The organism is Haloterrigena gelatinilytica, from assembly GCF_013342145.1.
In the GTDB taxonomy this organism is placed as follows: Archaea; Halobacteriota; Halobacteria; order Halobacteriales; family Natrialbaceae; genus Haloterrigena; species Haloterrigena gelatinilytica.
The window spans coordinates 1464499-1490714 of sequence record NZ_JABUQZ010000001.1; the positions used below are offsets into that span (position 1 = coordinate 1464499).

25 protein-coding genes are annotated in these 26216 nt (G+C 66.2%); 16 read left to right on the plus strand and 9 right to left on the minus strand.

Features of this window, described 5'->3' with window-relative positions; translation table 11 throughout:
• Positions 1-7: 7 nt before the first annotated feature.
• The 6 genes from HTZ84_RS07435 to HTZ84_RS07460 all read right to left on the minus strand — a co-directional run bounded on the left by HTZ84_RS07435 (position 8) and on the right by HTZ84_RS07460 (position 4212).
• Positions 8-262 (minus strand): amphi-Trp domain-containing protein, encoded by a 255-nt coding sequence (locus tag HTZ84_RS07435; protein WP_174680087.1) that lies wholly within the window; start codon positions 260-262, stop codon positions 8-10.
• A 103-nt stretch (positions 263-365) separates the two neighbouring features.
• Positions 366-1541 carry an asparagine synthetase B family protein gene (locus HTZ84_RS07440; RefSeq protein WP_174680088.1) on the minus strand — a complete coding sequence of 392 codons (1176 nt, stop codon included), beginning with the start codon at positions 1539-1541 and terminating at the stop codon, positions 366-368.
• On the minus strand, positions 1538-2224 hold the full coding sequence (locus tag HTZ84_RS07445; protein ID WP_174680089.1) for a PHP domain-containing protein: 687 nt from the start codon (positions 2222-2224) through the stop codon (positions 1538-1540). Before HTZ84_RS07445 ends, HTZ84_RS07440 begins: the two co-directional genes overlap by 4 nt.
• Positions 2225-2320: 96 nt before the next feature.
• On the minus strand, positions 2321-3076 hold the full coding sequence (locus HTZ84_RS07450; RefSeq protein ID WP_174680090.1) for a hypothetical protein: 756 nt from the start codon (positions 3074-3076) through the stop codon (positions 2321-2323).
• Positions 3077-3202: 126 nt separating this feature from the next.
• The gene (locus HTZ84_RS07455) at positions 3203-3649 is read right to left on the minus strand and encodes a UPF0179 family protein (RefSeq protein ID WP_008895372.1); all 447 of its coding nucleotides are present in this window, start codon (positions 3647-3649) and stop codon (positions 3203-3205) included.
• A gap of 116 nt (positions 3650-3765) precedes the next feature.
• On the minus strand, positions 3766-4212 hold the full coding sequence (locus HTZ84_RS07460; protein WP_174680091.1) for a DUF5820 family protein: 447 nt from the start codon (positions 4210-4212) through the stop codon (positions 3766-3768).
• 629 nt (positions 4213-4841) lie between these two features.
• Between HTZ84_RS07460 and HTZ84_RS07465 the strand changes: the two genes are divergently transcribed.
• The 6 genes from HTZ84_RS07465 to HTZ84_RS07490 all read left to right on the plus strand — a co-directional run bounded on the left by HTZ84_RS07465 (position 4842) and on the right by HTZ84_RS07490 (position 14106).
• The gene (locus HTZ84_RS07465; RefSeq protein WP_174680092.1) at positions 4842-6914 is read left to right on the plus strand and encodes a PrkA family serine protein kinase; all 2073 of its coding nucleotides are present in this window, start codon (positions 4842-4844) and stop codon (positions 6912-6914) included.
• Between the two features lie 20 nt (positions 6915-6934).
• The gene (locus tag HTZ84_RS07470; RefSeq protein ID WP_174680093.1) at positions 6935-9223 is read left to right on the plus strand and encodes a PrkA family serine protein kinase; all 2289 of its coding nucleotides are present in this window, start codon (positions 6935-6937) and stop codon (positions 9221-9223) included.
• Positions 9214-10542, plus strand: coding sequence for a YeaH/YhbH family protein (locus tag HTZ84_RS07475; RefSeq protein ID WP_174680094.1), 1329 nt, complete (start codon positions 9214-9216; stop codon positions 10540-10542). The genes HTZ84_RS07470 and HTZ84_RS07475 overlap by 10 nt, the downstream gene beginning before the upstream one ends.
• Positions 10535-12562, plus strand: coding sequence for a SpoVR family protein (locus HTZ84_RS07480; protein ID WP_174680095.1), 2028 nt, complete (start codon positions 10535-10537; stop codon positions 12560-12562). Before HTZ84_RS07475 ends, HTZ84_RS07480 begins: the two co-directional genes overlap by 8 nt.
• 76 nt (positions 12563-12638) lie before the next feature.
• Complete coding sequence (locus tag HTZ84_RS07485; protein WP_174680096.1) at positions 12639-13661, plus strand: HEAT repeat domain-containing protein; 1023 nt, start codon at positions 12639-12641, stop codon at positions 13659-13661.
• A gap of 46 nt (positions 13662-13707) precedes the next feature.
• Positions 13708-14106, plus strand: coding sequence for a secondary thiamine-phosphate synthase enzyme YjbQ (locus HTZ84_RS07490; RefSeq protein WP_174680097.1), 399 nt, complete (start codon positions 13708-13710; stop codon positions 14104-14106).
• A 25-nt stretch (positions 14107-14131) separates the two neighbouring features.
• Here HTZ84_RS07490 and HTZ84_RS07495 read toward each other — a convergent pair whose 3' ends face one another.
• Positions 14132-14791: a glycerophosphodiester phosphodiesterase gene (locus tag HTZ84_RS07495; RefSeq protein ID WP_174680098.1), complete on the minus strand. Its 660-nt coding sequence runs from the start codon at positions 14789-14791 to the stop codon at positions 14132-14134.
• A 242-nt stretch (positions 14792-15033) separates the two neighbouring features.
• Here HTZ84_RS07495 and HTZ84_RS07500 point away from each other — a divergent pair, with 242 nt between their 5' ends.
• Both HTZ84_RS07500 and HTZ84_RS07505 read left to right on the plus strand, forming a co-directional pair.
• The gene (locus HTZ84_RS07500; protein ID WP_174680099.1) at positions 15034-15483 is read left to right on the plus strand and encodes a response regulator; all 450 of its coding nucleotides are present in this window, start codon (positions 15034-15036) and stop codon (positions 15481-15483) included.
• 84 nt (positions 15484-15567) lie between these two features.
• Complete coding sequence (locus HTZ84_RS07505) at positions 15568-16290, plus strand: SDR family oxidoreductase (protein WP_174680100.1); 723 nt, start codon at positions 15568-15570, stop codon at positions 16288-16290.
• Between the two features lie 28 nt (positions 16291-16318).
• On the opposite strand, the gene HTZ84_RS07510 is transcribed toward HTZ84_RS07505, so the two are convergent.
• Entirely contained in the window at positions 16319-17692 is a 1374-nt protein-coding gene (locus HTZ84_RS07510; protein ID WP_174680101.1) for a sodium-dependent transporter, read from the minus strand.
• 298 nt (positions 17693-17990) lie between these two features.
• Between HTZ84_RS07510 and HTZ84_RS07515 the strand changes: the two genes are divergently transcribed.
• The 4 genes from HTZ84_RS07515 to HTZ84_RS07530 are packed head-to-tail and all read left to right on the plus strand — an operon-like array spanning position 17991 to position 21986.
• Positions 17991-19103 (plus strand): branched-chain amino acid ABC transporter permease, encoded by a 1113-nt coding sequence (locus HTZ84_RS07515; protein WP_174680102.1) that lies wholly within the window; start codon positions 17991-17993, stop codon positions 19101-19103.
• Entirely contained in the window at positions 19100-20452 is a 1353-nt protein-coding gene (locus HTZ84_RS07520; protein WP_174680103.1) for a branched-chain amino acid ABC transporter permease, read from the plus strand. The genes HTZ84_RS07515 and HTZ84_RS07520 overlap by 4 nt, the downstream gene beginning before the upstream one ends.
• Before the next feature lie 29 nt (positions 20453-20481).
• Positions 20482-21282 carry an ABC transporter ATP-binding protein gene (locus HTZ84_RS07525; protein ID WP_217468324.1) on the plus strand — a complete coding sequence of 267 codons (801 nt, stop codon included), beginning with the start codon at positions 20482-20484 and terminating at the stop codon, positions 21280-21282.
• Complete coding sequence (locus HTZ84_RS07530) at positions 21282-21986, plus strand: ABC transporter ATP-binding protein (RefSeq protein WP_174680105.1); 705 nt, start codon at positions 21282-21284, stop codon at positions 21984-21986. The genes HTZ84_RS07525 and HTZ84_RS07530 overlap by 1 nt, the downstream gene beginning before the upstream one ends.
• Positions 21987-22091: 105 nt before the next feature.
• Here the strand turns inward: HTZ84_RS07530 and HTZ84_RS07535 are convergent, their stop codons facing one another.
• The gene (locus HTZ84_RS07535; RefSeq protein ID WP_174680106.1) at positions 22092-23369 is read right to left on the minus strand and encodes an ABC transporter substrate-binding protein; all 1278 of its coding nucleotides are present in this window, start codon (positions 23367-23369) and stop codon (positions 22092-22094) included.
• A gap of 225 nt (positions 23370-23594) precedes the next feature.
• Between HTZ84_RS07535 and HTZ84_RS07540 the strand changes: the two genes are divergently transcribed.
• The 4 genes from HTZ84_RS07540 (at position 23595) to HTZ84_RS07555 (ending at position 26135) form a co-directional block, all read left to right on the plus strand.
• On the plus strand, positions 23595-25139 hold the full coding sequence (locus tag HTZ84_RS07540; RefSeq protein WP_174682550.1) for an acyl-CoA carboxylase subunit beta: 1545 nt from the start codon (positions 23595-23597) through the stop codon (positions 25137-25139).
• Positions 25140-25142: 3 nt separating this feature from the next.
• Positions 25143-25499 (plus strand): hypothetical protein, encoded by a 357-nt coding sequence (locus HTZ84_RS07545; protein ID WP_174680107.1) that lies wholly within the window; start codon positions 25143-25145, stop codon positions 25497-25499.
• A 131-nt stretch (positions 25500-25630) separates the two neighbouring features.
• Positions 25631-25819 carry a DUF7525 family protein gene (locus HTZ84_RS07550; protein WP_174680108.1) on the plus strand — a complete coding sequence of 63 codons (189 nt, stop codon included), beginning with the start codon at positions 25631-25633 and terminating at the stop codon, positions 25817-25819.
• 91 nt (positions 25820-25910) lie between these two features.
• Positions 25911-26135 (plus strand): DUF7123 family protein, encoded by a 225-nt coding sequence (locus HTZ84_RS07555; protein ID WP_008895392.1) that lies wholly within the window; start codon positions 25911-25913, stop codon positions 26133-26135.
• Positions 26136-26216: the final 81 nt, after the last annotated feature.

The following is a 26216-nucleotide window of genomic DNA, read 5'->3' on the forward strand; positions in this document are numbered from 1 at the left end:
CGCTGCGTCACGGCGCGGGTTCTTCTTCGACCTCCCACTCGAGGGTCACCGTAATCTCCTCTCGGGGCCCGCCGAGCATCGGCGAGCGCTCCTGGACTTCGATTCCGTACTCGACTTCGGGCGTCGGCGAGAGCGTCAACATCTTGTTCCCGACCCGTACCTCGGCGGGGCCCTCGTCGCGCAGTTCGCGAGCGAGTTCCTGAACGAGGTCCGCGGCCTCCTCTCGCGTCACGGTCTGTTCGTTGACGGTTTTCTCGGCCATGGCTGAACGGCCACCGAGCGGATGTAAATAGATTGGCTGGGAATCGGCAGGCAGGGCCGCCGTCGAGGGCGTTCGCCCGGCGAGCTATCACCGCCCGAGACCGTCAGGAGTCCGCCGGCGGTTCGGGCGCCTCGACGCCCGGCGTCAGCGAGCGGACGTACTTCGTCACGTGGTCGTCGATGCGGCGCTTGTAGCCGGCCTGCCTGGCGAGGCGGTCGAGTTCGCGGGCGACGAGGCTTCCGTACTGGACGGCCTTCTTCTCCCTCGAGACGACCTCGTCGGGGAGGGAGTCGGCCGCGACGCGCCGAAGCGCGCGCTTCCGCTCGTCCTCGTCGGCCAGCAGCGAATCCGGGAGCCGCAGCGCCGCGTCGACGACGGTATCGTGTAAGAGCGGCGCGACCGGCTCGAGCCCGGTCGCCTCGATCGCGCGGACGTCCCGCGGAAGCTGGTCGGGCAGGGAGGCGATCTGCTCGCGCACCGCGGCCCGCGTCGTCTCGGCGTCGACGCGGTGATCGAGGCGGACGACCTTCTCGTAGCCGCCGAACAGTTCGTCGGCGCCCTGGCCGACCGCCAGCGCGTCGAAGCCGTCGGCCGCGACGCGCTCGCCGACCAGGTACAGCGGCAGCGCGATCTGGACGTCCATCGCGTTCGTGCGCCCGGTCGCCGCAGCGACGCGGGGGACGGCTCGCTCCAGATCGGCCGGCTCGAGGTCGACGACGGTCAGCTCCCGCCCCATCGCGTCGGCGGCGGTCCGGGCGGCCTCGACGTCGTGGCTGTCCGGGAAGCCGACGACGTACAGCGGCGCGTCCAGCAGTTCGGCGACCAGCGCCGAGTCGACGCCGCCGGAGAAGGCGACGGCGATCTCCCGGTCGGGAGCGAGCGCGTCGGCCGCGGCGGTCTCGATCGCGTCGGAGAGGGCCTCGAGTGCCGCCTCGGGATCGCTCTCGGGGGTCGGGTCGGGAAGCGTCCAGCGGCGCTCTGGCCCGGCGTCGGGGACCGTGAGATCGAGCGTCGTTCCCGCCGGCAGGAGTTCCGGCGCCTCGAGGGCGCCGGGTTCGAAGGCCCACTCGCGAGTCTCGCGGACCTCGCCGGCGTCGTTCGCGTCGCTCGCGCTCGGCGTGGCGCGTCCGTCGGTCTCGACGTAGACCGGCACGCGGCCGAGGACGTCCCGGACGAGCGTTCCCTCGAGTTCGCCGGCGAAGCCGCTCGTCGCGGGGAGCGGATCGCCGCTCTCGAGGGCCGCGCGGACGGTGTCCGGGTCGGCGCCGCGCAGCGTCATCGGAACAGCCCGAGCATGGTGTTTCTGACGCGGCGGGTGACGCCGCCGGCGGCCTGTCGGAAGCTGATGTGCCAGGGCGTCCGTTTGCCTTCGACGGTGGTCCGCCCCTCGCGGATCGCCTCGAGGACGGCGTCGACGGATCGTTCCTCGGCGTCGACGCGGGTGACCGCCTGACCGACCATCTCGCTGATGTGGGCGTCGCTACCGGCGGTCATCGGCAGGTCGCGGGCGCGGGCGAACCGTTCGGCCTGGCGGTTCGCGCGGCCGGTCAGGAGCCGGGAGTTGTAGACCTCGATGGCGTCTCCCCGAGCGAGTTCCTCGCGGGAGATGCGGGCCATCACGCCGTGGCGCGACTCCTGGAAGGGGTGGGGGATGACGGCCAGTCCGTCCTGTTCCCAGATCGCTTCGAGCGTCGATTCGTAGGAGAGCCCCGGCGGGACGGCCTCCTCGAGTCCGAAGCCCAGAATGTGACCGGCCTTGCTCGAGATCTCCATGCCGGGGATCCCGAGCAGCCCGTAGTCGGCGGCGCGTTCGGCGGCCTCGAGGCTCGCGTCGATCTCGTCGTGGTCGGTGACGGCGATCGCGTCCAACCCGACGGCGTCGGCCTGTTCGAGGATGAGTTCGACCGGGTCGCGGCCGTCGTAGGACAGCGACGAGTGAGTGTGGAGTTCAACCGACAGCACGTGTCTGTCTCGGCGTTAGGGTGGATCGATCAAAAACACCTCGGTCCGCCCGGACGAGTCGCGGTCGGACTCCGTGGCTCCGGCGAACCCGCGCTCTCACACCTCGAGCGCGACGATTCCTTCCGTCGAGTTGAACCGAACTCGGCGCTCGTCGTCGACGGTGAGGCTCACGCGAGCGAGATCGAAGCCCTCGGACGGCCGTTCGATCTCGAGGACGGAGAACCGCGAGTCGATATCCGAGTTCCGTTCGTACGGGGCAGTGTCGTATCCGTGGAGGTGGACGACGGCCCCGTCGGCTTCGACGCGCACCCAGCGGTGGTCGACCGAACTGGAGCCGAAGCCGGACTCGACGATGACCAGCACGGACTCGTCGAAGTCGACGCCGTCGAGCCTGCTCCGGAGTGATCCATCCATCCGGTCTCTGTAAAACGTCTCCTCGTAGTCGTCCTCGTCGGCCACGACTCTGGCTTCGTACGCCTCGTCGGCCCGGCGCTCCGTCGCCCCGAGTTCGAGTCCGGTGTCCCGAACCCAGCCGACCCGAACGGAGAGCGGATCGAACGCGAGCGACGGCTCCGTCGCCATGTGTTCCCCGAGATACCCGTCGTTCCACTCGTCGAACGCTTCGGGGTCGTCCGGCGGCTCCGGCGGCTCGATCTTCTGGGGCGGTTTCGTGACCCGTCGATCCTCTTCGACCGAGGTTCCATCGTCGTCGGCTTCGGTCCCGGGTCCGGACCCGTCGTCCGCCCCGTTCTCATCGTCGCTGCCGTCGGACAATCGACCCCCTCTGAGACAGCCGGCAACTGCGACTGCGACGCTCGGTCCGGACGCAGCGAGGAACCGTCGACGATCCATATGTCGGATAGGTAATACTGGAAATAAATATCTTCTGTAGAATCAGAGACGCTTTGCAGCTAGCGAAATCGTCATCCGACGACAGCGGAGAACGGAGCCCCTCGATCGGTCGGTTCGTCGGGACGGTCAGTCGTCGGTGTCCAGTTCGACCAACTCGAGCGCGCGGTCGAGGTGGCAGACGTCGTGTGGCGGGTCGCCGAGGATCTCGCGGATGCGATACTCCGTGTCGAACTCGGCCCCGTCGGGTTCGCAGTACTCGTGGCTGGGACACTCGACGTAGGGACAGGGGCCGGGGAGGCTGGTCTTGCTGCCGGCGAAGGCGCCCTTCGACGTGATGTTCGCGCGCACGTCGGCGGGCTCGACTTCGACGGCGCGGACGCCCCCGTCGTGCATGGCGCACTCTAAGGTCTGGGCGTTCTCCCGGACGGACGTGATGCGGTACTTGGTGCCGGACTCGAGATTGAGACACTGGCTTCGGTAGGGACAGCCGGCGCAGGCGTCGGCCTCGCCGTGGTAGACGAACTCGGTTCCCGGTTCGGCCAGCCGGGTTCCGACGAGCGTGACGGTCGACATAGCACTACGTAGTCGGCGGTAGCGGTTAAGACTCACGCGTTAGCGGATCCGACGCCGAACGGAACTGCTCGCCGCTGACGGCCCGCTGCGGTCGATCAACGGTTGCTATCGCGCGTTCACCCTCCGGAAGCGGTCTCCGCGTCGCCCCCGCTCGTCAGCTCGTCCAGCCGCTCGAAGTACGTCTCGCGCGGGACCTGGTAGAGCCCCCGGTAGTCGATCTCGCCGGTGTCGAATTCTCGGGCGAGTTCGGCGACCCGCTCGAGGCCCGCCTCCCGCGTCGCGAACCGTTCGGTGTCCGCCGAGACGTCGGGCTCGAGGTAGAGGGTGACGTACCAGTCCTCGTCGTCGGCCGTACTGGTAGGGTTGGTTCCGGGCCGGCGCGTCCGCTTCCCGTGTGTCAGGTAGAGCGTGGGGAGACAGGCCGCCGGGAAGTCGTCGCCGTCGAAGACGTCCGGCCGGTAGGCGAGCACGAGTCGGCCGTCCTCGCTCCGGTTCCAGACGTCCCAACCGTCCGGAAGCGGCGATAGCGCGTCGGAATCGGCGTCGACAGCCGGGTCGGTCATGAGCGACGCTACGGGCGGCACTCATAAAGCCTCGTCGTCGGACGCCGATTCGGCGGCGATCGCCCCGATTTCGTGTGAACTCGACGACAGGACCGTGTCGCGCGAGTCGCGCGGCCGGCGCGCGCGAGCGCGACTGGCCATTGCTGGCCGGTGGTTTATGCCGCTGACCTTCGAAGATGAGGTGTGGTATCGAGCATCACAATACGATACTGGTAGAATTTACCCGTAATAAAGTCCCGATAAATACCTTTTGGGGCCAAAGCTAAGTAGATGGATTACTCACTCATTAAATACTATCGGTATCCGCTCGCCGGACCGATCCACTCCGCGCCCGTCCCCGGCGCACCGTTGCCCGAGTCCCCGACGCGCTCGATGCGCAACGGAGAGTGGTACACGATCACACATGACACGACAGACCGCCGCCCGCCGCCGTTCGGTCCGTTCCGGGAGCGCCCCGCTCTCGGAGCGACGCGACGGCGGTAGCGACGTCGCGCTGTCGGGTGACGCGGTTCGACGGATTCCGACGGTTCGGCCACGACGCCACGGCTGGTCGAACGACGTCCGCGCGACTAACGGTCCGTGTGACAACGGACGCTGCAGACGGGGGACCCGTAACTGGCAATGATACCATGACCGGTGACATCGAGACACTCGAGACGCTCAGCACGGATTACAAGGAATCGATGCCCGCAGACCTGCGGGAGACCAAGTCCTTCGACTGGTACCTAGAAGAGTGCTACGAGGACCCGAAGATCACCCGCAACGCCCACCAGCGCGTCGCGGACATGTTCGACTACTACGGGACGACCTACGACGAGACCGAGGGCGTCGTCGAGTACCTCCTCGCGAGCGAGGATCCGCTGAACGACGGTGAGAACACCTTCTACGGCCGGGTGATTCACCAGTCGATCCACGAGTTCGTGAACAAGGTCAAGTCGGGCGCCCGCCGACTCGGCCCCGAGCGCCGTATCAAACTGCTGCTCGGCCCGGTCGGTTCCGGGAAGTCCCACTTCGACAAGCAGGTCCGCAAGTACTTCGAGGACTACACGCTCCGCGAGGAGGGCCGGATGTACACGTTCCGGTGGACCAACCTCTGTGACGTCATCCAGGATCAGGACCCCGCCGACGACACCGTCCGGTCCCCGATGAATCAGGATCCCCTCGTCTTGCTACCGTTGGAGCAGCGCCAGCGCGTGATCGACGATCTCAACGAGAATCTCGACGCGCCCTACACGATCCAGAACGAGCAGGCGCTGGATCCGGAAAGCGAGTTCTACATGGACAAGCTGCTGGCCTACTACGACGACGACCTCCAGCAGGTCTTAGAGAACCACATCGAGATCGTCCGGTTCGTCGCCGACGAGAACAAGCGCCAGGGACTGGAGACCTTCGAGCCAAAGGACAAGAAGAACCAGGACGAGACCGAACTCACGGGCGACGTCAACTACTCGAAGATCGCCATCTACGGCGAGTCGGACCCGCGCGCGTTCGACTACTCGGGGGCGTTCTGTAACGCCAACCGCGGCATCTTCTCCGGCGAGGAGCTGCTGAAACTCCAGCGGGAGTTCCTCTACGACTTCCTGCACGCGACCCAGGAGCAGACGATCAAGCCCAAGAACAACCCGCGGATCGACATCGACCAGGTGATCGTCGGGCGGACGAACATGCCCGAGTACAAGGACAAGAAGGGCGACGAGAAGATGGAGGCCTTCAACGACCGCACCAAGCGGATCGACTTCCCGTACGTCCTCTCCTACGAGGACGAGGCCCGCATCTACGAGAAGATGCTCAACAACGCCGACGTCCCCGACATCAACGTTGAGCCCCACACGCTCGAGATGGCGGGGCTGTTCGGCGTCCTCACGCGCGTCGAGGAGCCCGACACCGAGACGATCGATCTGCTCTCGAAGGCCAAGGCCTACAACGGCGAGATCGACGAGGGCGACGACATCGACACGAAGAAGCTCCGCGAGGAAGCCGAACAGAAGGCCGAGATCGGCGAGGGCATGGTCGGCGTCTCGCCCCGGTTCATCGGCGACGAGATCGCCGAGGCCATCATGGACTCGAAACACCGCCAGCGCGGGTTCCTCTCGCCGCTGACGGTGTTCAACTTCTTCGAGGAGAACCTCGAACACCACGGCTCCATCCCCGAGGACAACTTCGAGAAGTACTACCGCTACCTCGAGACGGTCCGCGAGGAGTACAAGGAGCGAGCCATCGAGGACGTCCGCCACGCGCTGGCCTACGACATCGACGAGATCCAGCGCCAGGGCGAGAAGTACATGGACCACGTGATGGCCTACATCGACGACGACACCATCGAGGACGACCTCACGGGCCGCGAGCAGGAGCCCGACGAGACGTTCCTCCGCAGCGTCGAGGAGAAACTCGACATCCCCGAGGACCGCAAGGAGGACTTCCGCCAGGAGGTCTCCAACTGGGTCTCCCGCCGGGCCCGCGAGGGCGAGGCGTTCAACCCGCAGGACAACGAGCGCCTGCGTCGCGCCCTAGAGCGCAAGCTCTGGGAGGACAAGAAGCACAACATCAACTTCTCCGCGCTGGTCAGCGCCAACGAGTTCGACGACGACGAGCGCTCCGCGTGGATCGACGCCCTGATGGAACAGGGCTACTCCGAGGCGGGCGCCAAGGAGGTCCTGGAGTTCGCCGGCGCGGAGGTCGCCAAAGCGGAGATGGACGACTAACATGATCGGGGTCGACTAACATGACGGGCGACGACTACGTCACCGAGGCCGATCGGACCTTAGAGGAGACCTACGAGGAGCCGATGGACCTCGCGACCTACGTCGATCGGATCTTCGAGAACCCGACGATCGCCTCCCACGCCTCGAAGTACCTGCTCGAGGCGATCGAGGCCGCCGGCACCCGAACCGTCGTCGAGGAGGGCGAGGAGAAGGAGCGCTACCGCTTCTTCGACGATCCGCACAACGACGGCGAACACGCCATCCTCGGTAACACCGAGGTCCTCAACGGGTTCGTCGACGACCTCCGCTCGATCGCGGCGGGGCGGGCGAAAGACGAGAAGATCATCTGGTTCGAGGGGCCCACGGCGACGGGCAAGTCCGAACTCAAGCGCTGTCTGGTCAACGGGCTGCGCGAGTACTCGAAGACCCCCGAGGGACGGCGCTACACGGTCGAGTGGAACGTCACGACCGCCGAGGCCGACGACCGCGGGCTGAGCTACGGCACCGGCGATCCGACCGCGACGGACGACCAGCACTGGTACGAGAGCCCCGTCCAGACTCACCCGCTGTCGGTGTTCCCCCAGGACGTCCGCGAGCGGTTGCTCGAGGACTTGAACGCCGAACTCGACGACCACGTCCCCGTCCAGGTCGACGCGGAACTCGACCCCTTCTCCCGAGAGGCCTACGATTTCTTAGAAGAGCGCTACCGCCGGGAGGGCGAGGAGGAACTGTTCTCGGCGATCACCGACGACGCCCACCTCCGCGTGAAGAACTACGTCGTCGACGTCGGCCAGGGCGTCGGCGTCCTCCACTCGGAGGACGAGGGCCGACCGAAGGAACGGCTCGTCGGCTCCTGGATGCACGGCATGCTCCAGGAACTGGACTCGCGCGGGCGCAAGAACCCGCAGGCGTTCAGCTACGACGGCGTGCTCTCGCAGGGCAACGGCGTCCTCACGATCGTCGAGGACGCGGCCCAACACGCCGACCTCCTGCAGAAGCTGCTGAACGTCCCCGACGAGCAGTCCGTCAAGCTGGACAAGGGGATCGGCATGGACGTCGACTCCCAGCTGTTGATCATCTCGAACCCCGACCTCGAGGCCCAGCTCAACCAGCACTCCGACCGCAACGGCATGGACCCCCTGAAAGCCCTCAAACGCCGGCTGGACAAACACCAGTTCGGCTACCTGACGAACCTCTCGCTGGAGTGCGAGCTCATCCGGCGCGAACTGACCAACGAGACCTCGGTCTGGGAGGCCGAGAGCTACGACGAACTCGAGGAGCGGATCCGCGAACCGGTGTCGGTGACGATCAGAGATCAGGACGGCGAGACGCACGCGCGGGAGTTCGCGCCCCACGCGATCGAGGCGGCCGCCCTCTACGCGGTCGTCACGCGCCTCGACGAGGAGAACCTCCCCAACGGGCTGGACCTCGTCGACAAGGCCCTGATCTACGACCAGGGCTACCTCCAGGAGGGCGACTCCCGGCGCGAGAAGGACGACTTCGACTTCGACGGCGAGGCCCACGACGGCGAACACGGCATCCCGGTGACCTACACGCGGGACACCCTCGCCGAACTGCTCCAGGCCGAGCGGGACCGCCATCACCCCGACCTGCCGGTCGAGAACGTCGTCATGCCCCGGGACGTCCTGAACGCGATGGCCGAAGGACTGGCCGACGCCCCCGTCTTCTCGACGGGCGAGCGCTCGGAGTTCGAGAACCGAATCGTGCCCGTGAAAAACTACCTCTTCGACCAGCAGGAGAGCGACGTCATCGAGGCGATCATGCACGACAAGCGGGTCGACGAGGAGACCGTCGCCGAGTACGTCGAACACGTCTACGCCTGGGAGACCGAGGAGCCGCTGTACAACGACCGCGGCGAGCGCGTCGAGCCGGATCCGCTGAAGATGAAGCTCTTCGAGATCGAACACCTCGGCCGGTTCTCCGAGGGCGAGTACGAGGGCAACCTCCCCCGCGAGAGCGTCCGGAACTTCCGCCGCGAGAAGGTGATCACCTCGCTGAACCGCCACGCGTGGGAACACCGCAACGAGGACTTCTCGGTCGAGGACGTCGACCTCACCGCGATCCCGGTGATCAAGACCGTCCTCGAGAGCCACGACTGGGAGGACGTCCAGCGGACCTTCGAGGACTTCGATCCGCGCCAGTGGGACGACCCGCCCAGCGGCACGCAGACGGCGTCGGTCAAGGAGCGAACGATCGAGACGATGGTCGACCTCTTCGACTACTCGGAGGCGTCGGCCGAGCTAACCAGCCGACACGTCATGGGACAGGTGAGTTACAGATGGGACTGAAAGACGACCTCGAGCGATTCCGCGAAGTGGGCGAACAACGCCGCGAGGATCTGGCCGACTTCATCCAGTACGGCGATCTGAGCGGCGGCGGCAACAGCGACATCCAGATCCCGGTCAAGATCGTCTCGCTGCCCGAGTTCGAGTACGATCAACGGGATAAGGGCGGCGTCGGCCAGGGCGAGGACGGCACGCCCCAGCCCGGCCAGCCGGTCGGCCAGCCCCAACCCCAGCCGGGCGACGAGGACGGCGAGGACGGCGAACCCGGCGAGGAGGGCGGCGACCACGAGTACTACGAGATGGACCCCGACGAGTTCGCCGAGGAACTCGACGAGGAACTCGGCCTCGATCTGGATCCGAAGGGGAAGAAGGTCGTCGAGGAGAAGGAAGGTCCCTTCACCGATATGACCCGGACGGGCCCCGACAGCACGCTCGACTTCGAGCGGATGTTCAAGGAGGGGCTCAAGCGCAAGCTCGCGATGGACTTCGACGAGGAGTTCCTGCGCGAACTCTGCAAGGTCGAGGGGATCGAGCCCCGCGAGGTCTTCGAGTGGGCCCGCGGCGAGAACCTCCCGGTCTCGATGGCCTGGGTCGAGGAAGCCTACAAGGACGTTCCCGAAGACGAACGCGGGAAGTGGGCCTCCATCGAGGAGGTCGAGGAGAACGTCGAGCGCGAGAGCGTCCAGCAGAAGATCCGCCGCGAGGGAATCAAACAGGTGCCCTTCCGCCGTGAGGACGAGCGCTACCGCCACCCCGAGATCATCGAGGAGAAGGAGAAGAACGTCGTGGTCGTCAACATCCGCGACGTCTCCGGCTCGATGCGCGAGAAGAAGCGGGAACTCGTCGAGCGGACCTTCACGCCACTGGACTGGTACCTCCAGGGCAAGTACGACAACGCCGAGTTCGTCTACATCGCCCACGACGCCGACGCCTGGGAGGTCGAACGCGACGACTTCTTCGGCATCCGCAGCGGCGGCGGGACGAAGATCTCGAGCGCCTACGAACTCGCCCAGGAGCTGTTAGAGGAGTACCCCTGGAGCGACTGGAACCGCTACGTGTTCGCCGCGGGCGACTCCGAGAACTCCTCGAACGACACCGAAGAGCGGGTCATCCCGATGATGGAGCAGATCCCGGCGAACCTCCACGCCTACGTGGAGACCCAACCCAGCGGCAACGCGATCAACGCCACCCACGCCGAGGAACTCGAGCGCCACTTCGGCACCGACGCCGACGACGTCGCGGTGGCCTACGTCAACAGCAAGGACGACGTGACCGACGCGATCTACGAGATCCTCTCCACGGAAGGTGAAGCAGATGAGTAAACGCAACTCCAACGCGGACCGATTCCGCAAGCAGGCGATCGCCGGCGACCTCGAGGAACCGGTTTCGGAGGCCAGGAACCTGGCCCGGAAGCTCGGCCTCGATCCCTACCCGGTGAAGTACTGGATCATCGACTACGACGAGATGAACGAACTCATCGCCTACGGGGGGTTCCAGAGCCGGTACCCCCACTGGCGGTGGGGCATGCAGTACGACAAGCAGCAAAAGCAGGGCCAGTACGGCGGCGGGAAGGCCTTCGAAATCGTCAACAACGACAACCCGGCCCACGCGTTCCTCCAGGAGTCGAACACGGTCGCCGACCAGAAGGCGGTCATCACCCACGTCGAGGCCCACTCGGACTTCTTCGCGAACAACGAGTGGTTCGGTATGTTCACCCGCGGGCGCGCCGACGAGGATCAGGTCAACGCCGCCGCCATGCTCGAGCGCCACGCGCGCGCGATCGACGAGTACATGGCCGACCCCGAGATCGACCGCGCCGAGGTCGAGAAGTGGATCGACCACTGCCTCTCGCTGGAGGACAACATCGACCAGCACCGCGTCTTCGAGCGCCGCCTCGACGTCGACGGGCCGGCCGACGACTTAGACGACGACCTCGCGGAGAAACTGGACGAACTCGGCCTCTCCGACGAGGTGAAGGGCGAGGTCTTCGACGACGAGTGGCTCGAGAAACTCGAGGACGCCGACGAGGCCATCAGCTTCCCCGAGGAGCCCCAGAAGGACGTCCTCGCGTTCGTCCGCGAGCACGGCAAGCGGTACGACGACGAGGCCGGCCGGGCCGTCGAGATGGAGGAGTGGCAACGCGACGTGCTCGACATGATGCGCGCGGAGGCCTACTACTTCGCCGCCCAGAAGATGACGAAGGTGATGAACGAGGGGTGGGCCGCCTACTGGGAGTCGACGATGATGACCGACGAGGCCTTCGCCGGCGACGACGAGTTCATGAACTACGCCGACCACATGGCGAAGGTCCTGGCGTCGGGGGGGCTCAACCCCTACAGCCTCGGGATGGAGCTCTGGGAGTACGTCGAGAACCGGACGAACCGCCGCGAGGTCCTCGAGCACCTGCTGCGCGTCGAGGGGATCTCCTGGCGGAACCTGATGGACGTCGTCGACTTCGACGAGGTGCTCGAGACCCTCGAGCCGCCGGAAGCGATCGACACGATCACGCCGGAGACGCTCGACGCGCTCGAGGAGGTTCCCGACGAGTGGATCGACTGCGAGGCGCTCGAGGCCGCCCGCGATGGCGAGATCGACGTCGCGAAGTATCCGTGGAAGGTCCTGACCGAGGAGGGGCTGGCTCGCCGTCACTACTCGCTGGTCAAGCGCCAGAACCGCGGGTTCCTGACCCGGGTTAGTCAGAACGACCTCGAGCAGATCGGGCGCTACCTCTTCGACGACGCCCGCTACGAGACCGTCGAGGAGGCGCTCGCGGACGTCGACTTCGCCGCGGGCTGGGACCGCATGTTCGACATCCGCGAGAGCCACAACGACGTGACCTTCTTAGACGAGTTCCTCACCCAGGAGTTCATCACGGAGAACAACTACTTCACCTACGAGCACTCGCAGGCGACCGGCCAGTTCCACGTCGCCAGCGACGCCGCCGAGGACGTCAAGAAGAAGTTGCTCCTGCAGTTCACCAACTTCGGGAAGCCGACGATCGCGGTCTACGACGGCAACTACAACAACGCCAACGAACTGCTGCTCGGCCACCAGTACAACGGCGTCATGCTCGATCTCGGCCAGGCCAGGGAGACCCTGAAACGGATCTTCGAGCTCTGGGGTCGGCCGGTGAACCTGCTGACCATCGTCAAGGAGATCGACGACCACGACATCGAGGTCGCCAAGCGCCGGAACCGCGAGCCCGAACCCGAAGAGCGCGGGAAACTGATCCGGTACGACGGCGACGAGGTGACCGTCGAGGACGTCCCCTGGGAGGAGGTCGACCATCTCGCCGCCGACGACGTCGATTACGACACGAAACCGGACGAGTGGCTCGCCTGATATTCGTTTCGTATTTTCGCGCCGGCACGAAACACTCGGAAGGCTTTTACTCCCCATCGCACATCCTCGGGATACAATGGATGGGGAAGGGGGCCGGACAGTCGGAACGCCGCGGGCCGACGACGCGTTCGAGCTGCCGGCCGTCCTCGCACGACTCGATACGGACGACCGCGACGAGCAGCGGGCCGCCGTCGCGGCGGTTCGAGACACGCTGGCCGACGACCCGGCGGTCTGTCTCCCGACCGTCCCGAAACTGCGCCGGCTGCTCGGCGACGCCGATGTCGACTTTCACGGGGAGGTCGCCTACTGTCTGGCCGAACTCGCGACCGAATCGACCGCCGACGTCGCGCCGTCGACCGACGAGATCGTCGCGTTCACCGTCGAGAACCCCGAACGGCCGGCGACCGCCGAGTTGCTTCGCTGTCTCGCGACGATCGCGGCCGACCAGCCCTCCGCCGTCGTCGATCACGCCGACGCGATCGCCGACGTGATCGACCGCCGCCCCGGGTACGATCGCCGGGGACTGAAGATCTTCCAGCAGCTCTCGGCGGCGCAACCGGGCGCGATTCAGTCTGCGGTCCCGGTTCTCACCGCGGCCCTCGAGGACGATCCGGAGCGTCACGGCGTGGTGGTGCTGTCGGCGGTCGGCCGACTGGCCCGATCGGAGACGCCGCTGCCGACCCTCGAGTTCGTCGACCCGGCGCTGGAACTCGTCGACCACGACGCCGTCCCCCTTCGCCGAAACGCCGTCGGCTGTCTGGCCGACGTCGCCCGCCGGACGCCCACCGCGGTCGAACCGGCCGTTCCGGAGCTCGCGACCGCGCTCGAGCACGACGACGGGGAGACCCGGGCCAACGCCGCCGTCGCGATCGCGCGCGTGACGGCGGAGCTCACGTCGGTCCTCGAGCCGGTCCGGGAGCCGTTGCTCGAGCGGTTGGACGACGACCACGACCGCGTGCGGGCCAACGCCGCCGTCGCGCTCGGGCACGGCCGCGTCGACGCGGCCGCGGACCGACTCTCGACGCTGGCCCACGAGGATCCGAACCCGGACGTCCGCGAGCGGGCGAGCTGGGCGCTGGATCGCGTCTCGTCGGCGTAGCCGCGCGACCGCAAGACAGTGGTGGCTGGCCCGCCTCGAGTCGGGTATGAGCCGGTCGACGTTTTCCGTCGAGACCGACGCGCGCCTGACGACCGTCGACGTGACCGATCGCATCGCTGCAGCCGTTCCCGACGACCTCGAGTCGGGCACCGCGACGGTCTTCGTTCAGCACACGACCGCCGGACTGGTCGTCCAGGAGAACGAGTCGCGGCTGCGCGGCGACATAGAGACGTTTCTCCGGGAACTCGTCCCCGACGAGGGCCACGCCCACGATCGGTTAGACGGCAACGCGGACTCGCACCTGCGGGCGACCCTGATCGGGCCCGACGTGACGATTCCCGTCGAGGACGGCGAGTTAGCGCTCGGGACGTGGCAATCGGTCCTGTTCGTCGAGTGCGACGGACCGCGGTCGCGGACGGTTTCCGTGACGACCGTCGGCGAGTAGTCGGAGCGGTCTGTGGCCTCCGTCGTCACACACGGAGCGGCCGGTCTGCGGAGACGCAGTCGACCCCTCGCGATTCGAGCAGTTTTGCCAGGGGGCGCCGCTCGATCGTCCAGGCGTGAACCTCGAGACCGACGGACTTCGCCCGGGGCACCACGCCCGTCGCGAGACAGCGCCAGTAGCTCGCGCCGAGGACGTCGCAGTCGAGTTCGACGGCGGTCGTGACCGGCGTCTCGAGGCGCCGACTGACCAGCAGTCCGATCGGCTGGTCGGGATCGAGCTCGCGGATCGTCCGCAGTTCGGACGCCAGAAATGACGTCGCGACGACCCGGTTCTCCACGCCGTCGACGGCCTCGAGAACGTCCGCCGCGATGCCGACGTCCTTGAGCTCGAGGTTGATCTCGACCGACGGCGGAAGCGCTTCGAGCACCGCCTCGAGGGTCGGGATGCGCTCGCCGGAGTCGAGGACGGTGTGGGATCTAAGCGTAGCGAGGCTGCTGTCGGCGACCGCGCCGGTTCCGTCGGTCACGCGGTCGATCGTCTCGTCGTGGACGACGACGAGTTCGCCCGAGCCACAGCGGCGGACGTCGAACTCGACGGCGTCCGCGCGGTCGGCGGCCGACCGGAGCGCCGGGATCGTGTTCTCGGCCGCGGTCGCGGCGAACCCGCGGTGGGCGATCAGACGCATTCGGTGGGAGAAAGAGCGGCGAGGGGTTTCAGTCGGTCGCCGATTCTCGCGCGCGTTCCCAACCGGCAGTCGAGCCGATCGCGAGAATCGGGACTTACAGCTCCTGTCGGTACGGAATCGGCGAAGGTTCCAAAGCCTTTAGCAAGTACTGTTATACGGGTACTTCCGTTAGGAGCATTCGTTAGTGTCCCGACCGTATTCTCACCGACTGCGACAAGACCGCTGCTGGAGGTAACCGACCCATGAACGATCGACGCGACGAGCAGATCGACATCCTCCTGGTGGAGGACAATCCCGGCGACGTCCGCCTCACCCAGGAAGCGTTCCGGCAACTGTCCACGGAGACGACGATCCACGTCGCGACCGACGGCGACGAGGGAGTCGAGTTCCTCACGGAGCGCTGCGACGACGGCTCCGCCCCGCTGCCGGACCTCGTGCTCCTCGATCTGAACCTCCCGCGGATGGGCGGCCTCGAGTTCCTCGAATCGATTCAGGAGGAGCCGAAACTCGCCCGCATTCCCGTCCTCGTCCTCACCAGCTCCGAGGCCATCGAGGACATCCACGAGAGCTACGAACTCGCGGCCAACGCCTACCTGACCAAGCCGACCGATCCGATCGAGTACACCGAGATGGTCGAGGCCGTCGCGGACTTCTGGTTCCAGCGGGCCGCGCTGCCGCCGATGTCGGCGTGATCGGACCGACGCCCTCGCCGCCGCTTCTCGTCTCCGGCCGACGGAGGGCGAGCTATTACGTCGCCCGCCGTCGCACGGTAGGACATGGCACCGACGACAGCGTACTCCGTCGACTTCGACGATACCGTCGCCGTGGTTACGGGCGCGAGCGGCGCGCTCGGCAGCGCCGCCGTCGAGCGGTTCCGGACGGCCGGCGCGACCGTCTGCGCCGTCGACGTCGTCGCGCCGGACGACGAGGACAGCCTGCTCGAGCCCGATTCGAAGACGCACTTCTACGAGGCCGATCTGACCGACGAGCGCGACGTCGAGGAACTGATGACCGCCGTCGTCGACGATCACGGCCGGATCGATCACCTGGTGAACATCGCCGGGACGTGGCGCGGCGGCGACCACATCGAGGAAACCGATCTCGAGGAGTTCGACCTGCTCGTCGATATCAACCTCAAAACGGCGTTTCTGGCCTCGAAACACGCGCTCCCGCACCTCCAGGACAGCGAGGGCTCGATCGTGAGCGTCAGCGCGCGCTCCTCGCTCGAGGGCGGCGAGGGCGACGGCCCCTACCGGATCACGAAGGCCGGCATCCGGCTGCTGACGGAGACGCTGGCCGAGGAGAACGAGGGCACCGTCCGCGCGAACTGCGTGATGCCCAGCGTGATCGATACGCCGACGAACCGCGAGATGATGCCTGACGCGGATCACGACTCGTGGGTCGACCCCGCCGAGATCGCGGACGTGATGGCCTTCCTCTGTAGCGACGGCGCGTCGGTAACGAGCGGCGCAGCCGTGCCGGTGTACGGCGAGGCCTGAAAAAACGGAACGGACGATCGACGCCTCGTTACAGGTTCGCGCTGACCCACTCCGAGAACGGACCGGTGAGGAAGTCGACGTAGTCGACGATCCCCAGGTACAGGGAGACGGCGAGGACGGCGATGATCGGGACGCGAACCGCCCAGATCCACGCCTGTCCGAGCGATCCGAGATCGCCGATTCCCTTCGAGAGTTCCTCGACGGCGAATTGCGGGGCGACCCAGCCGACGAGCAGCATCAATACGAGCGCGCCAAACACCAGCAGAATGCCGTCGGCGAACAGGTCCAGCAGGTCGAGGAAGATCAGGTCGTACGTGACCGGAATACCGAGCAGGTAGATGACGCCGCCCATCCCGAGGGCCGCCTTCCACCGTTCGACACCCTTCTCGTCGATGACGTACGCCGTCACGACCTCGAGCAGCGAAATCGCGCTCGAGAGCGCCGCGATGGCGACGGTGCCGAAGAAGAGGAGGCCGAGCAGTCGCCCGCCGGAGAGGTCGGCGAACGCTTGAGTCATCGAGACGAAGATCGCACCGGGACCGCCCTCGCCCGGATCGGTGATGCCGGCCGCGAAGAAGATGGGGAAGACGACTAGACCGGTCAGGAACGCGATTCCGGTGTCGAACCCGATGATCGTCGCGGCGTCTTTAGTCAGGTTCCGATCTTCGCCGAGGTAGGACGCGTAGGTGATCATCACACCCATCCCGAGCGAGAGGGTGAAGAACGCCTGTCCGGCCGCCGCCGGCAGGAGGTTCGTCCAGTTCGACGTGATGGTGCTGAAGTCCGGAGAGAGGTAGTACTCGTAGCCGGCACCGGACCCGGAGAGGGTGAACGCCCAGACGGCCAGCCCGGCGAGCAGGACGACGATCGCCGGCACCATCGCCTTCGTCGCGACCTCGATGCCGCGTCGGATCCCGAGCGCGACGACGCCGATCGTCACGGCCATGAAGACCGTGTGCAGAACGAACGCGTCCATTCCCGTGGATACTTCGCCGAACATCGCGCCCGCTTCGCCGCCGTGTGTGGCGAGGCGGTCCGCGTAGCTTCCGCGGAAGCCCTCGAAAAAGTAGCGGATGAACCAGCCGGCGACGACGCTGTAGTACGACAGGATCACGAAGCCGGTGACGATGAACACGCCGCCGACGTACTTCCAGGCGTTACCGCCGAGTTCGAGCAGCGCTCCGACCGGGTTCCGTTCGGTTCGGCGCCCGACGACGAACTCGACCAGAATCGCCGGGAAGCCGATGAACGCGACGAACAGCAGATAGACGACGAGAAACGCCGCCCCGCCCCCGTCTGCCGTAATGAACGGGAACCGCCAGATATTCCCTAGCCCGACTGCGCTGCCGACGGCAGCCAGGATGAAGCCTGTTCTCGTTGCCCATGTTTCGCGTTGTGCCATACGTTATGCGACTGCCCCCCGGGGTCCTAAAGCCTTACATTCGCAGTCCGAGTTTATCATCGCTGATAACGAGTAACTATCCTGTAATAAATCGTGGGGCGGTCGGTGAACACTTCGACAGTCCTGCATCTGGGGCAGTCGCGGGGAACACCGACCGCGGTCCTTTTCGGACGTTTTCTCACGCACATCTATGTGAGAAAATTGCCTTGCTTGCCGCCTGGATGACATACATTATCAAGGTCCTCCATAACATATAACACGGCACGCTGAAAGTATCGACTCGTACGGAGGCCTGTGCATGTCCACAGTAGATGAGGCGGTCAACCGGGGTCGAAATCTCTCGTCCGAGCAGCTCCTGTTACTGATCGTGGGGATCGGTGCCGTGGCGTTGCTGGGAGACCTGATTCTCGGCCTCGCGAGCGGGACGTACAGCATCTCACGTGTCGCCCGATACGTGACGGAAGGGATCCTCTACGGGCTGATTATCGGGCTCGCCGGGATCGGGCTCTCGATGACCTACAGCATCCTCAACTTCGCGAACTTCGCTCACGGGGACTACGTGACGACGGGGGCGTTTTTCGGGTGGGGAGTCACGTACCTCGTCGCCGGTTGGGGCGTCGCGAGCGTCGGCCCGCTCGTCCTCGTCGCACCTCAGCGCGAGGTCTCCGGAGCGCAACTTGACGTCGCGATCACCGCGACGCCGGTCGCCGTCCTCGCCGGCCTCCTCGTGGCCGGCGTCGCGACGGCGCTTTTCGTGTTGCTGATCGACCGCGTGGCTTTCAAACCGGTCCGCGGTTCGGGCGGTATTCCGCTGCTGATCACGAGCGTCGGCGTGGCGTTCGCGCTCCGGTACGTTCTCGTGTTCGTCTACTCGAGCAGCACGCGCGGCACGACCGCGAGCGTACCGTCCGTCGATTTCCTCCTGGTCGACGGCTACGTGTCGATCGGCGCCCACGACGCGACGTTGATCGTCGCCGCGGTCGCGCTGATGCTCGGCGTTCACTTCCTGCTCCAGCGGACGAAACTCGGGAAAGCGATGCGAGCGATGTCGGACAACCGAGACCTGGCCCTCGTCACCGGCATCCCGACCGAACGGGTGATCCGGTGGACCTGGATGATCGGCGGCGGCCTCGCCGGCACCGCGGGCTATCTCATGGTGTTGTGGACGGGGACCATCGACTGGCAGTTCGGGTGGTTGCTGTTGTTGCTGATCTTCGCGGCCGTGATCCTCGGCGGGATCGGCTCGATCTACGGGGCCATCTTCGGCGGCCTGGTCATCGGCGTCGGCATGCACATGTCGATGATCTGGCTCCCCGGCGGCGACTTCACGACGATCACCGCGTTCCTGCTGATGATCCTCGTCCTGCTGATCAGACCGTCCGGACTCTTCGGAGGGAAGACGACGGCATGAGCGCGAATACGACCGCGAACGCGGCGGACGAACGGACTCGATTGGAAGCGCTCTGGGAACGGGACGCCGTGAAGATCCTCGCGGCCTTCGCGGCGATCTATCTCGTCTACGCGGCGATCGGTCTCGCGCTCGGCTACTCCCTCGACGGGATCGTCAACACCTTGCGGCGGATGACCTACCTGATCGCCGTCTACGGGATGGTCACGCTGGCGCTGAACCTCCACTGGGGGTACACCGGCCTGTTCAACATCGGTGTCGCGGGATTCATGGCGATCGGGCTGTACGTGACGATGATGCTGGCGAAACCGGTCGACCCGACCGGCGCCGCACAGTACCCGGGGCTCGGGCTCCCGATGCCGATCGCGATCGCCGGCGGCGTCGTCGCCGCCGGCCTGGCGGGCCTCGTCGTCGCGATCCCCGCGTTGCGCCTCCGGGCCGACTACTTCGCGATCACGACGATCGCCTTCGCGGAGATCGTCCGGTTGGGGCTCACCTCTGGTGCGGCCCAGCAGTTCAGCGTCCTCGGGGCCGAACTGGGGACCGGCGGCGGTCGCGGTCTCACTCGAAACTACGCCGATCCGATGAACGTCATCTTCGAGCTCGAGGCGTTCTCCTCGTTCGTCGACCTCACGAACGCCCTGTTCGGCTTCGGGCCGACGCAGGCGCGGTCGCTGGCCTATTCGATCGTGCTCGTGCTCGTCCTGATCGGGTTCTACTGGCTCATCCAGCGGACCAGTCGATCGCCGTTCGGACGCGTCCTCAAAGCGATCCGCGAGGACGAGGAGGCCGCCCAATCGCTCGGGAAGAACACGAACCGATTCAAGATCAAGGTGTTCGTGCTCGGCTGTGCCCTGATGGGCCTGGCCGGCATCCTCTGGCGGTTCCGTCGCACCGGCGTGACGCCGACGGCGTTCCGACCGCACGTCACGTTCTACATCTGGATCGCGCTGATAATCGGTGGCGCCGGTTCGAACACCGGCAGCGTCCTCGGCTCCGGGCTCTTCGTCGCGGTGCTGTTCGAGGGGCCACGCTACGTGCGCCGCCTGATCGAGGAGGTCATCACGGTCGGCGACGCGCCGAACACGTTCGCCGGTGCCGTGGGGCCGCTGCTCTCGGCGAACCCGGCGCCGTTCCTGCGGTACACCTTCGACGAGTTCCTGACGCTGCAGTTCGTGTTGATGGGCGTCGCGCTCGTCCTCCTCATGCATCGACGGCCCGACGGGCTGCTCGGCCATCGGGAGGAGACGGCGGCGGCGATCCCCCTGACGGATCGACCCGCCGCCGAGACCGGAGGCGAGACCGCAGCCGGACCTGGAACTGATTCCGATCACGGGGGTGATTCCCAGTGAGCGATACGACCACCGAACCGACCGACTCCCTGACGAGCGAGCGCCCGGATCGACCGACGGACGGCGTCGAGTTGGCCGTCGACGGTCTGGTCAAGCGCTTCGGCGGGATCACGGCCGTCGACGGCGCGACGTTCGCGGTCGAGTCGGGATCGATGACCGGACTGATCGGTCCCAACGGCGCGGGGAAGTCGACGACGTTCAACTGCATCACGGGGATCCACGAACCCGACGCCGGAACGGTGACGTTTCAGGGGGAGGACATCACGGGCATCAGGCCCTACCAGTGCGCCGAACACGGGCTCGTCCGGACGTTCCAGATCGCTCGGGAGATGGCGAATATGACGGTCCTCGAGAACCTGATGCTGCCGGCGAAACGCCAGCGGGGCGAAGCGCTCTGGCGATCGGTGTTGCCGGTCACCCGCCGGGACGTCGTCCGAGAGGAGCGCGAACTCCTAGAGCGCGTGTGGGACACCCTCGAGTTCTTCGAGATTCAGCACCTCGCGGCGGAGAAAGCGGGAACCCTCTCGGGCGGCCAGCGGAAGCTCCTCGAACTGGCGCGCGCGTTGATGACCGACCCGGAGATGCTCCTGCTCGACGAGCCGTTCGCGGGCGTCAACCCCACGCTCGAGAAGAAGTTGCTCGAACACGTCCACGACCTCCGCGAGGAGGGGTACACGTTCCTGATCGTCGAACACGACATGGACCTCATCATGGAGAACTGCGAGCGGGTCATCGTCATGCACCAGGGGTCGGTGCTGGCCGAGGGCGCCCCGGAAGCGATCACCTCGAACGAGCGGGTCATCGAGGCCTATCTCGGAGGTGAGGTCTGATGGCGATGCTCGACGTCAGGGACCTCGACGCCGGCTACGGGGACCTGCAGATCCTGCACGGCGTCGATCTCGAGGTGACCGAAGACGAGTACGTGGTCATCGTCGGCCCCAACGGCGCCGGGAAGTCGACGGCCATGAAGTCCGTCTTCGGACTGACGACGTACATGGGGGGGACGGTCGAGTTCAAAGGAGCGGACATCACCGGCCGCTCGCCCGACGAGATCATCCACGAGGGAATCGGCTACGTTCCCCAGAACGACAACGTCTTCCCGTCGCTGACGGTCCGCGAGAACCTCGAGATGGGCGCGTACATCCTCGACGAGGTGCCGGAGGCGGCGCTCGAGAGCGTGTTCGCTCAGTTCCCCGTACTCCGCGAGCGACAGGAGCAGAAGGCGGGCTCGATGAGCGGCGGCCAACAGCAGATGGTCGCGATGGGGCGCGCGCTGATGCTCGATCCCGACCTGTTGTTGCTCGACGAACCCAGCGCGGGCCTGGCCCCCGACCTCGTCGACGAGATGTTCGATCACGTCGACGCGATCAACGCCAGCGGTACCGCCGTCTTGGTCGTCGAACAGAACGCGAAGGAGGCCTTGCACCGCTGCGACCGGGGCTACGTCCTCGTTCAGGGCTCGAACCGATACGAGGACGCCGGCGAGGCCCTGCTGAACGACGACGAGGTCCGCCAGCAGTTCCTCGGCGGTTAGCTCGCGATCCGCGCGCGACTCGGCGGTCGTCGGGTGGTATCGACGCGTGTCGGCGGGCGACGAAAGCGGAGTCCGGTCGCGACCGGCCACCGCGGCGCCGCGGTACTACTCGGCCAGTGCGGACTCGAGTTCGCCGGTGTACGAGCCCTGTTCGGGCTCGAACGAGACCTCGTTGAGCGCCTCGCCGCCCTGATCGTTCTCGACGGACTCGACGTACTGCTCCGAGAGCTGCTGTCCGTAGTCGTTGTTGACGTACAGCGTGGCCACCTGGTCCGCGTCGAGGCGATTCGCGGAGACCTCCGCCATCACCTGCCCTTGCAGCAGGTCGCTCGGCGCGGTCCGGAAGAAGTAGCCGTCGTCCTCGACGTTCGACAGGGACAGCGCCGTACTGGCCGGCGAACACTGGACGACGCTCGCGCTGCTGGTCTCGCCGACCAGCGGGACGGAGTTGCCGGACGACGCGGCGCCGACGATCGCGGGATACCCCGCGTCGATGAGCGCGCCGCCGTTGCTGAGGGTCGTGTCCTCGTCGGTCTCCGTGTCCTCGACCTGCAGATCGAACGTGAGGTCGACCCCTTCCATCCGTCGAATGGCCAGGCGGCCGGCGTCGATCATCGGGGTGCCGAGTTCGCCGAGGTCTCCCGTCTCGGGGAGCAACATCGCGACCATCACGTCGCGTCCGGTCCCGCCGGGCGACTCGTCGGCCGTCTCGCCGCCGGGACCGTCTCCCTCGAACGTGATCGTATCGACCGTTTCGATGTCACCGTCGCTGAACTCCCAGACGTCGTAGGCGGCCTCCGCGGGGTCACCGACGTCGTCGAAGTCGACCGCGCTCGAAGCGCCCTGATAGGCGATCTCGTTGCCGGCCGCGGCGGCTTCGGCGGCCGCCTGGAGTTCGCCGGGGCCGTACTCGTCGCCGCCGGGGTTCGCGACCCGGCGCATCTGATCTCGGATCGCCTGGCCGTCGTTCTCGCCGGCCGCGACGTTCGCGAGGGTACACACCGCGACGGCGTCGAACGTGTGCGAGGTGAACACGCCCGGTGATTCGCCGAACTCGTCCTCGTAGAGCTCTGCGAAGGCGTCTTCGTGCGGGCCCTGGGACGCCGGCGCGGTGCCGGTGACGTTCGTCATGTCGTTCCCGACTTCGTCGGGGAGATCGCCGTCCTGTAGGCCGTCGGGGACGATGATCTCCGTCCCGGTGTCGAAGTCGGCGTAGAAGTCCCGAAAGATCTGAATGCCGCTCTCCGGGTAGCCGATGACGTTCAGGACGTCCGGGCCGCCTCCTTCGACGGCCCCTTCGTCGCCGATACATCCGGCGAGACCGATCGCACCTGCACCACTGATCCCACTGAGTACCCACCTCCGATTGACTTGCCTTACCATGGGTAATAGTGACAAGGTATCCTATATAGATGTTTGTGCTGCAACGAGTCCGCGGCGACGATCGCGTCCGTTCACGGGTCACCGAAGCCGACGGTACGCGTAACCGAACAATCATGGTATAATTTCGCACACCATCGGCGGGATATCACTCAGATTTACCGAACGTTTTTGGGGGATGTGGTCGTTTCCTCGGGCAATGAGCGGGAGGGTTCATCAACAATGACGATGGAAGACCGTATCGACGAACTCCAGGACCTCCGCGAGGAAGCCGAGCTAGGCGGCGGCGAGGACCGCATCGAAAAGCAACACGACAAGGGGAAGATGACCGCCCGGGAGCGGATCGACTACTTCCTCGACGAGGGCACCTTCACGGAGTTCGATCAGCTCCGGACCCACCAGACGAGCCAGTTCGGGATGGAGGAGAAGAAGATTCCCGGCGACGGCGTCGTCACGGGCTACGGCGAGGTCAACGGACGTACCGTCTTCGTCTTCGCCCACGACTTCACCGTCTTCGGCGGCTCGCTCGGGGAGGTCTTCGCCGAGAAGATCTGCAAGGTCATGGACATGGCCATGGAGGTCGGCGCTCCCGTCGTCGGGCTCAACGACTCCGCAGGCGCCCGCATTCAGGAGGGCGTCAAGAGTCTGGCCGGGTTCACCGAAATCTTCCGGCGCAATCAGGAAGCCAGCGGCGTCGTTCCCCAGATCTCCTCTATCATGGGCCCCTGCGCCGGCGGCGCGGTCTACTCGCCGTCGATTACCGACTTCATCTTCATGGTCAAGGACACGAGCCACATGTACATCACCGGGCCCGGGGTCACCAAGACCGTCACCGGCGAGGAGGTCACCCACGAGGAGCTCGGTGGCGCGATGACCCACGCCGGCAAGACCGGCGTCGCCCAGTTCGCCTGCGAGAGCGAAGAGCAGGCCTTAGACGACATCAAGCGACTGCTCTCTTATCTCCCGCAGAACAACATGGAAGATCCGCCGCGCGTCGAGCCGTGGGACGACCCCGACCGCCGGGACGAGGAGCTGAAGTCGATCGTCCCGCCGAGCCCCCAGAAGCCCTACGACATGGTCGACGTCATCGACAGCGTCGTCGACGAGGGTTCGTTCTTCGAGGTCGCGGAGAACTTCGCCAAGGAACTGGTCGTCGGCTTCGGCCGCCTCGACGGGCGCTCGGTCGGCCTCGTCGCCAACCAGCCCCGCGTCAACGCCGGCACGCTCACCGTCGACTCCTCGATGAAGGGGTCGCGGTTCGTCCGCTTCTGTGACTCCTTTAACATCCCCATCGTCACCTTCGTCGACGTCCCCGGCTACATGCCCGGCACCGATCAGGAACACCGCGGGATCATCCGCCACGGCGCGAAACTGCTCTACGCGTACGCGGAAGCCACCGTCCCCCTGCTGACGGTCATCACTCGGAAGGCCTACGGCGGCGCCTACTGCGTCATGGCCTCGAAGAACCTCGGCGCCGACGTCAACTACGCCTGGCCGACCGCCGAGATCGCAGTCATGGGACCACAGGGCGCGGTCAACATCCTCTATCGGGAGGAACTCGCGGAGTCCGACAACCCCGACGAGCTCCGGGACGAACTCATCGAGGAGTACCGCGAGGAGTTCGCCAACCCGTACACTGCAACGGACAAAGGCTTCCTCGACGACGTGATCGTCCCCACGGAGACGCGGCCGCGGCTGATCGACGACCTCGAGATGCTCGAGACGAAACGCGAACAGAATCCCGACAAGAAACACGGCAACATCCCGCTGTAACCAATGACCGCCAACCAGTCGAACGTCAAGTTCGAGGAGGGGCCGGACGACGCGACCGCGGCGACGTCGGGCGACGCCGCGGCCGCCGACGCGGGCGAGCTCCTCGCGGACGTCGAACTCGACGTTCCCGACGATGCGAACGACGAGGAGACCGCGGCGATCGCGGCCGCGATCGGCGCCCACCTCCACGATCAGGCGCTCGCGGCCGCCGCCGCGGCGGCCGACGGGGAGGAGACCTGGGACGACAAACGCTGGTCGTTCGCCGGACGGATCCGCTCCCAGCAACACCGGACCGTCCGCGTCCCGCGCGAGACGCCGACCGATCCGTGGTCGGCCGCCGGCCGCACCGACCGGTTCTGATCGCCGCGGTTTCGCCGCTCGTCCGTCCCCTCGAGAGCGGCGTCCGGCGTCGTTTTCCGTGGCCGACCCGGCGTTCGTTTCGCCGACGCTGAATGAATGCGCTTAAGAGACCCCGTACGCAATCCCCTGACATGGCCACCGAAACCGAGTCAACGACGGACATGGGTGTTGGACTGGCGCTCGCACTCGGCGCGGTCGCGACGATCGGTGCGCTGGTGATGTTCACCGGCGCTCCGGACGTTACCGCCGCCTGGGGATTCGCCGCGGCGATGTGCTTTAGCGCACTCGCCGTCGTCGGCATCCACCTCTACTGGGACTGATCGCACTCGAGTCGGGACGTCTCGATCGCGATCGAGACTGAAACGACCGTTAACAGTTAAGAGCACCGACGCCCTAGGGGACGTACGGACGATGACCGATTACTCCGACGAAGAGCAACGAATTCTCTCGTACCTCCGGGAGAGTGCCGCCCGTGGTGAACAGTACTTCCGGGCGAAGAACATCGCGGACGCGATCGGACTCTCGTCGAAACAGGTCGGCGTGCGACTCCCCCACCTGGCGGAGAAATCAGACGACGTCGACATCGAGAAATGGGGACGCGCTCGGTCGACGACCTGGAAAGTCTCCCTCAGTTGAGCTCGCCCGCGGCCCGCTCGCGTCGGGAGCGGTAGCCGACTCAAACGGCGGTTGCCTCCCGGTCCGCGGTCTTTTTATTAC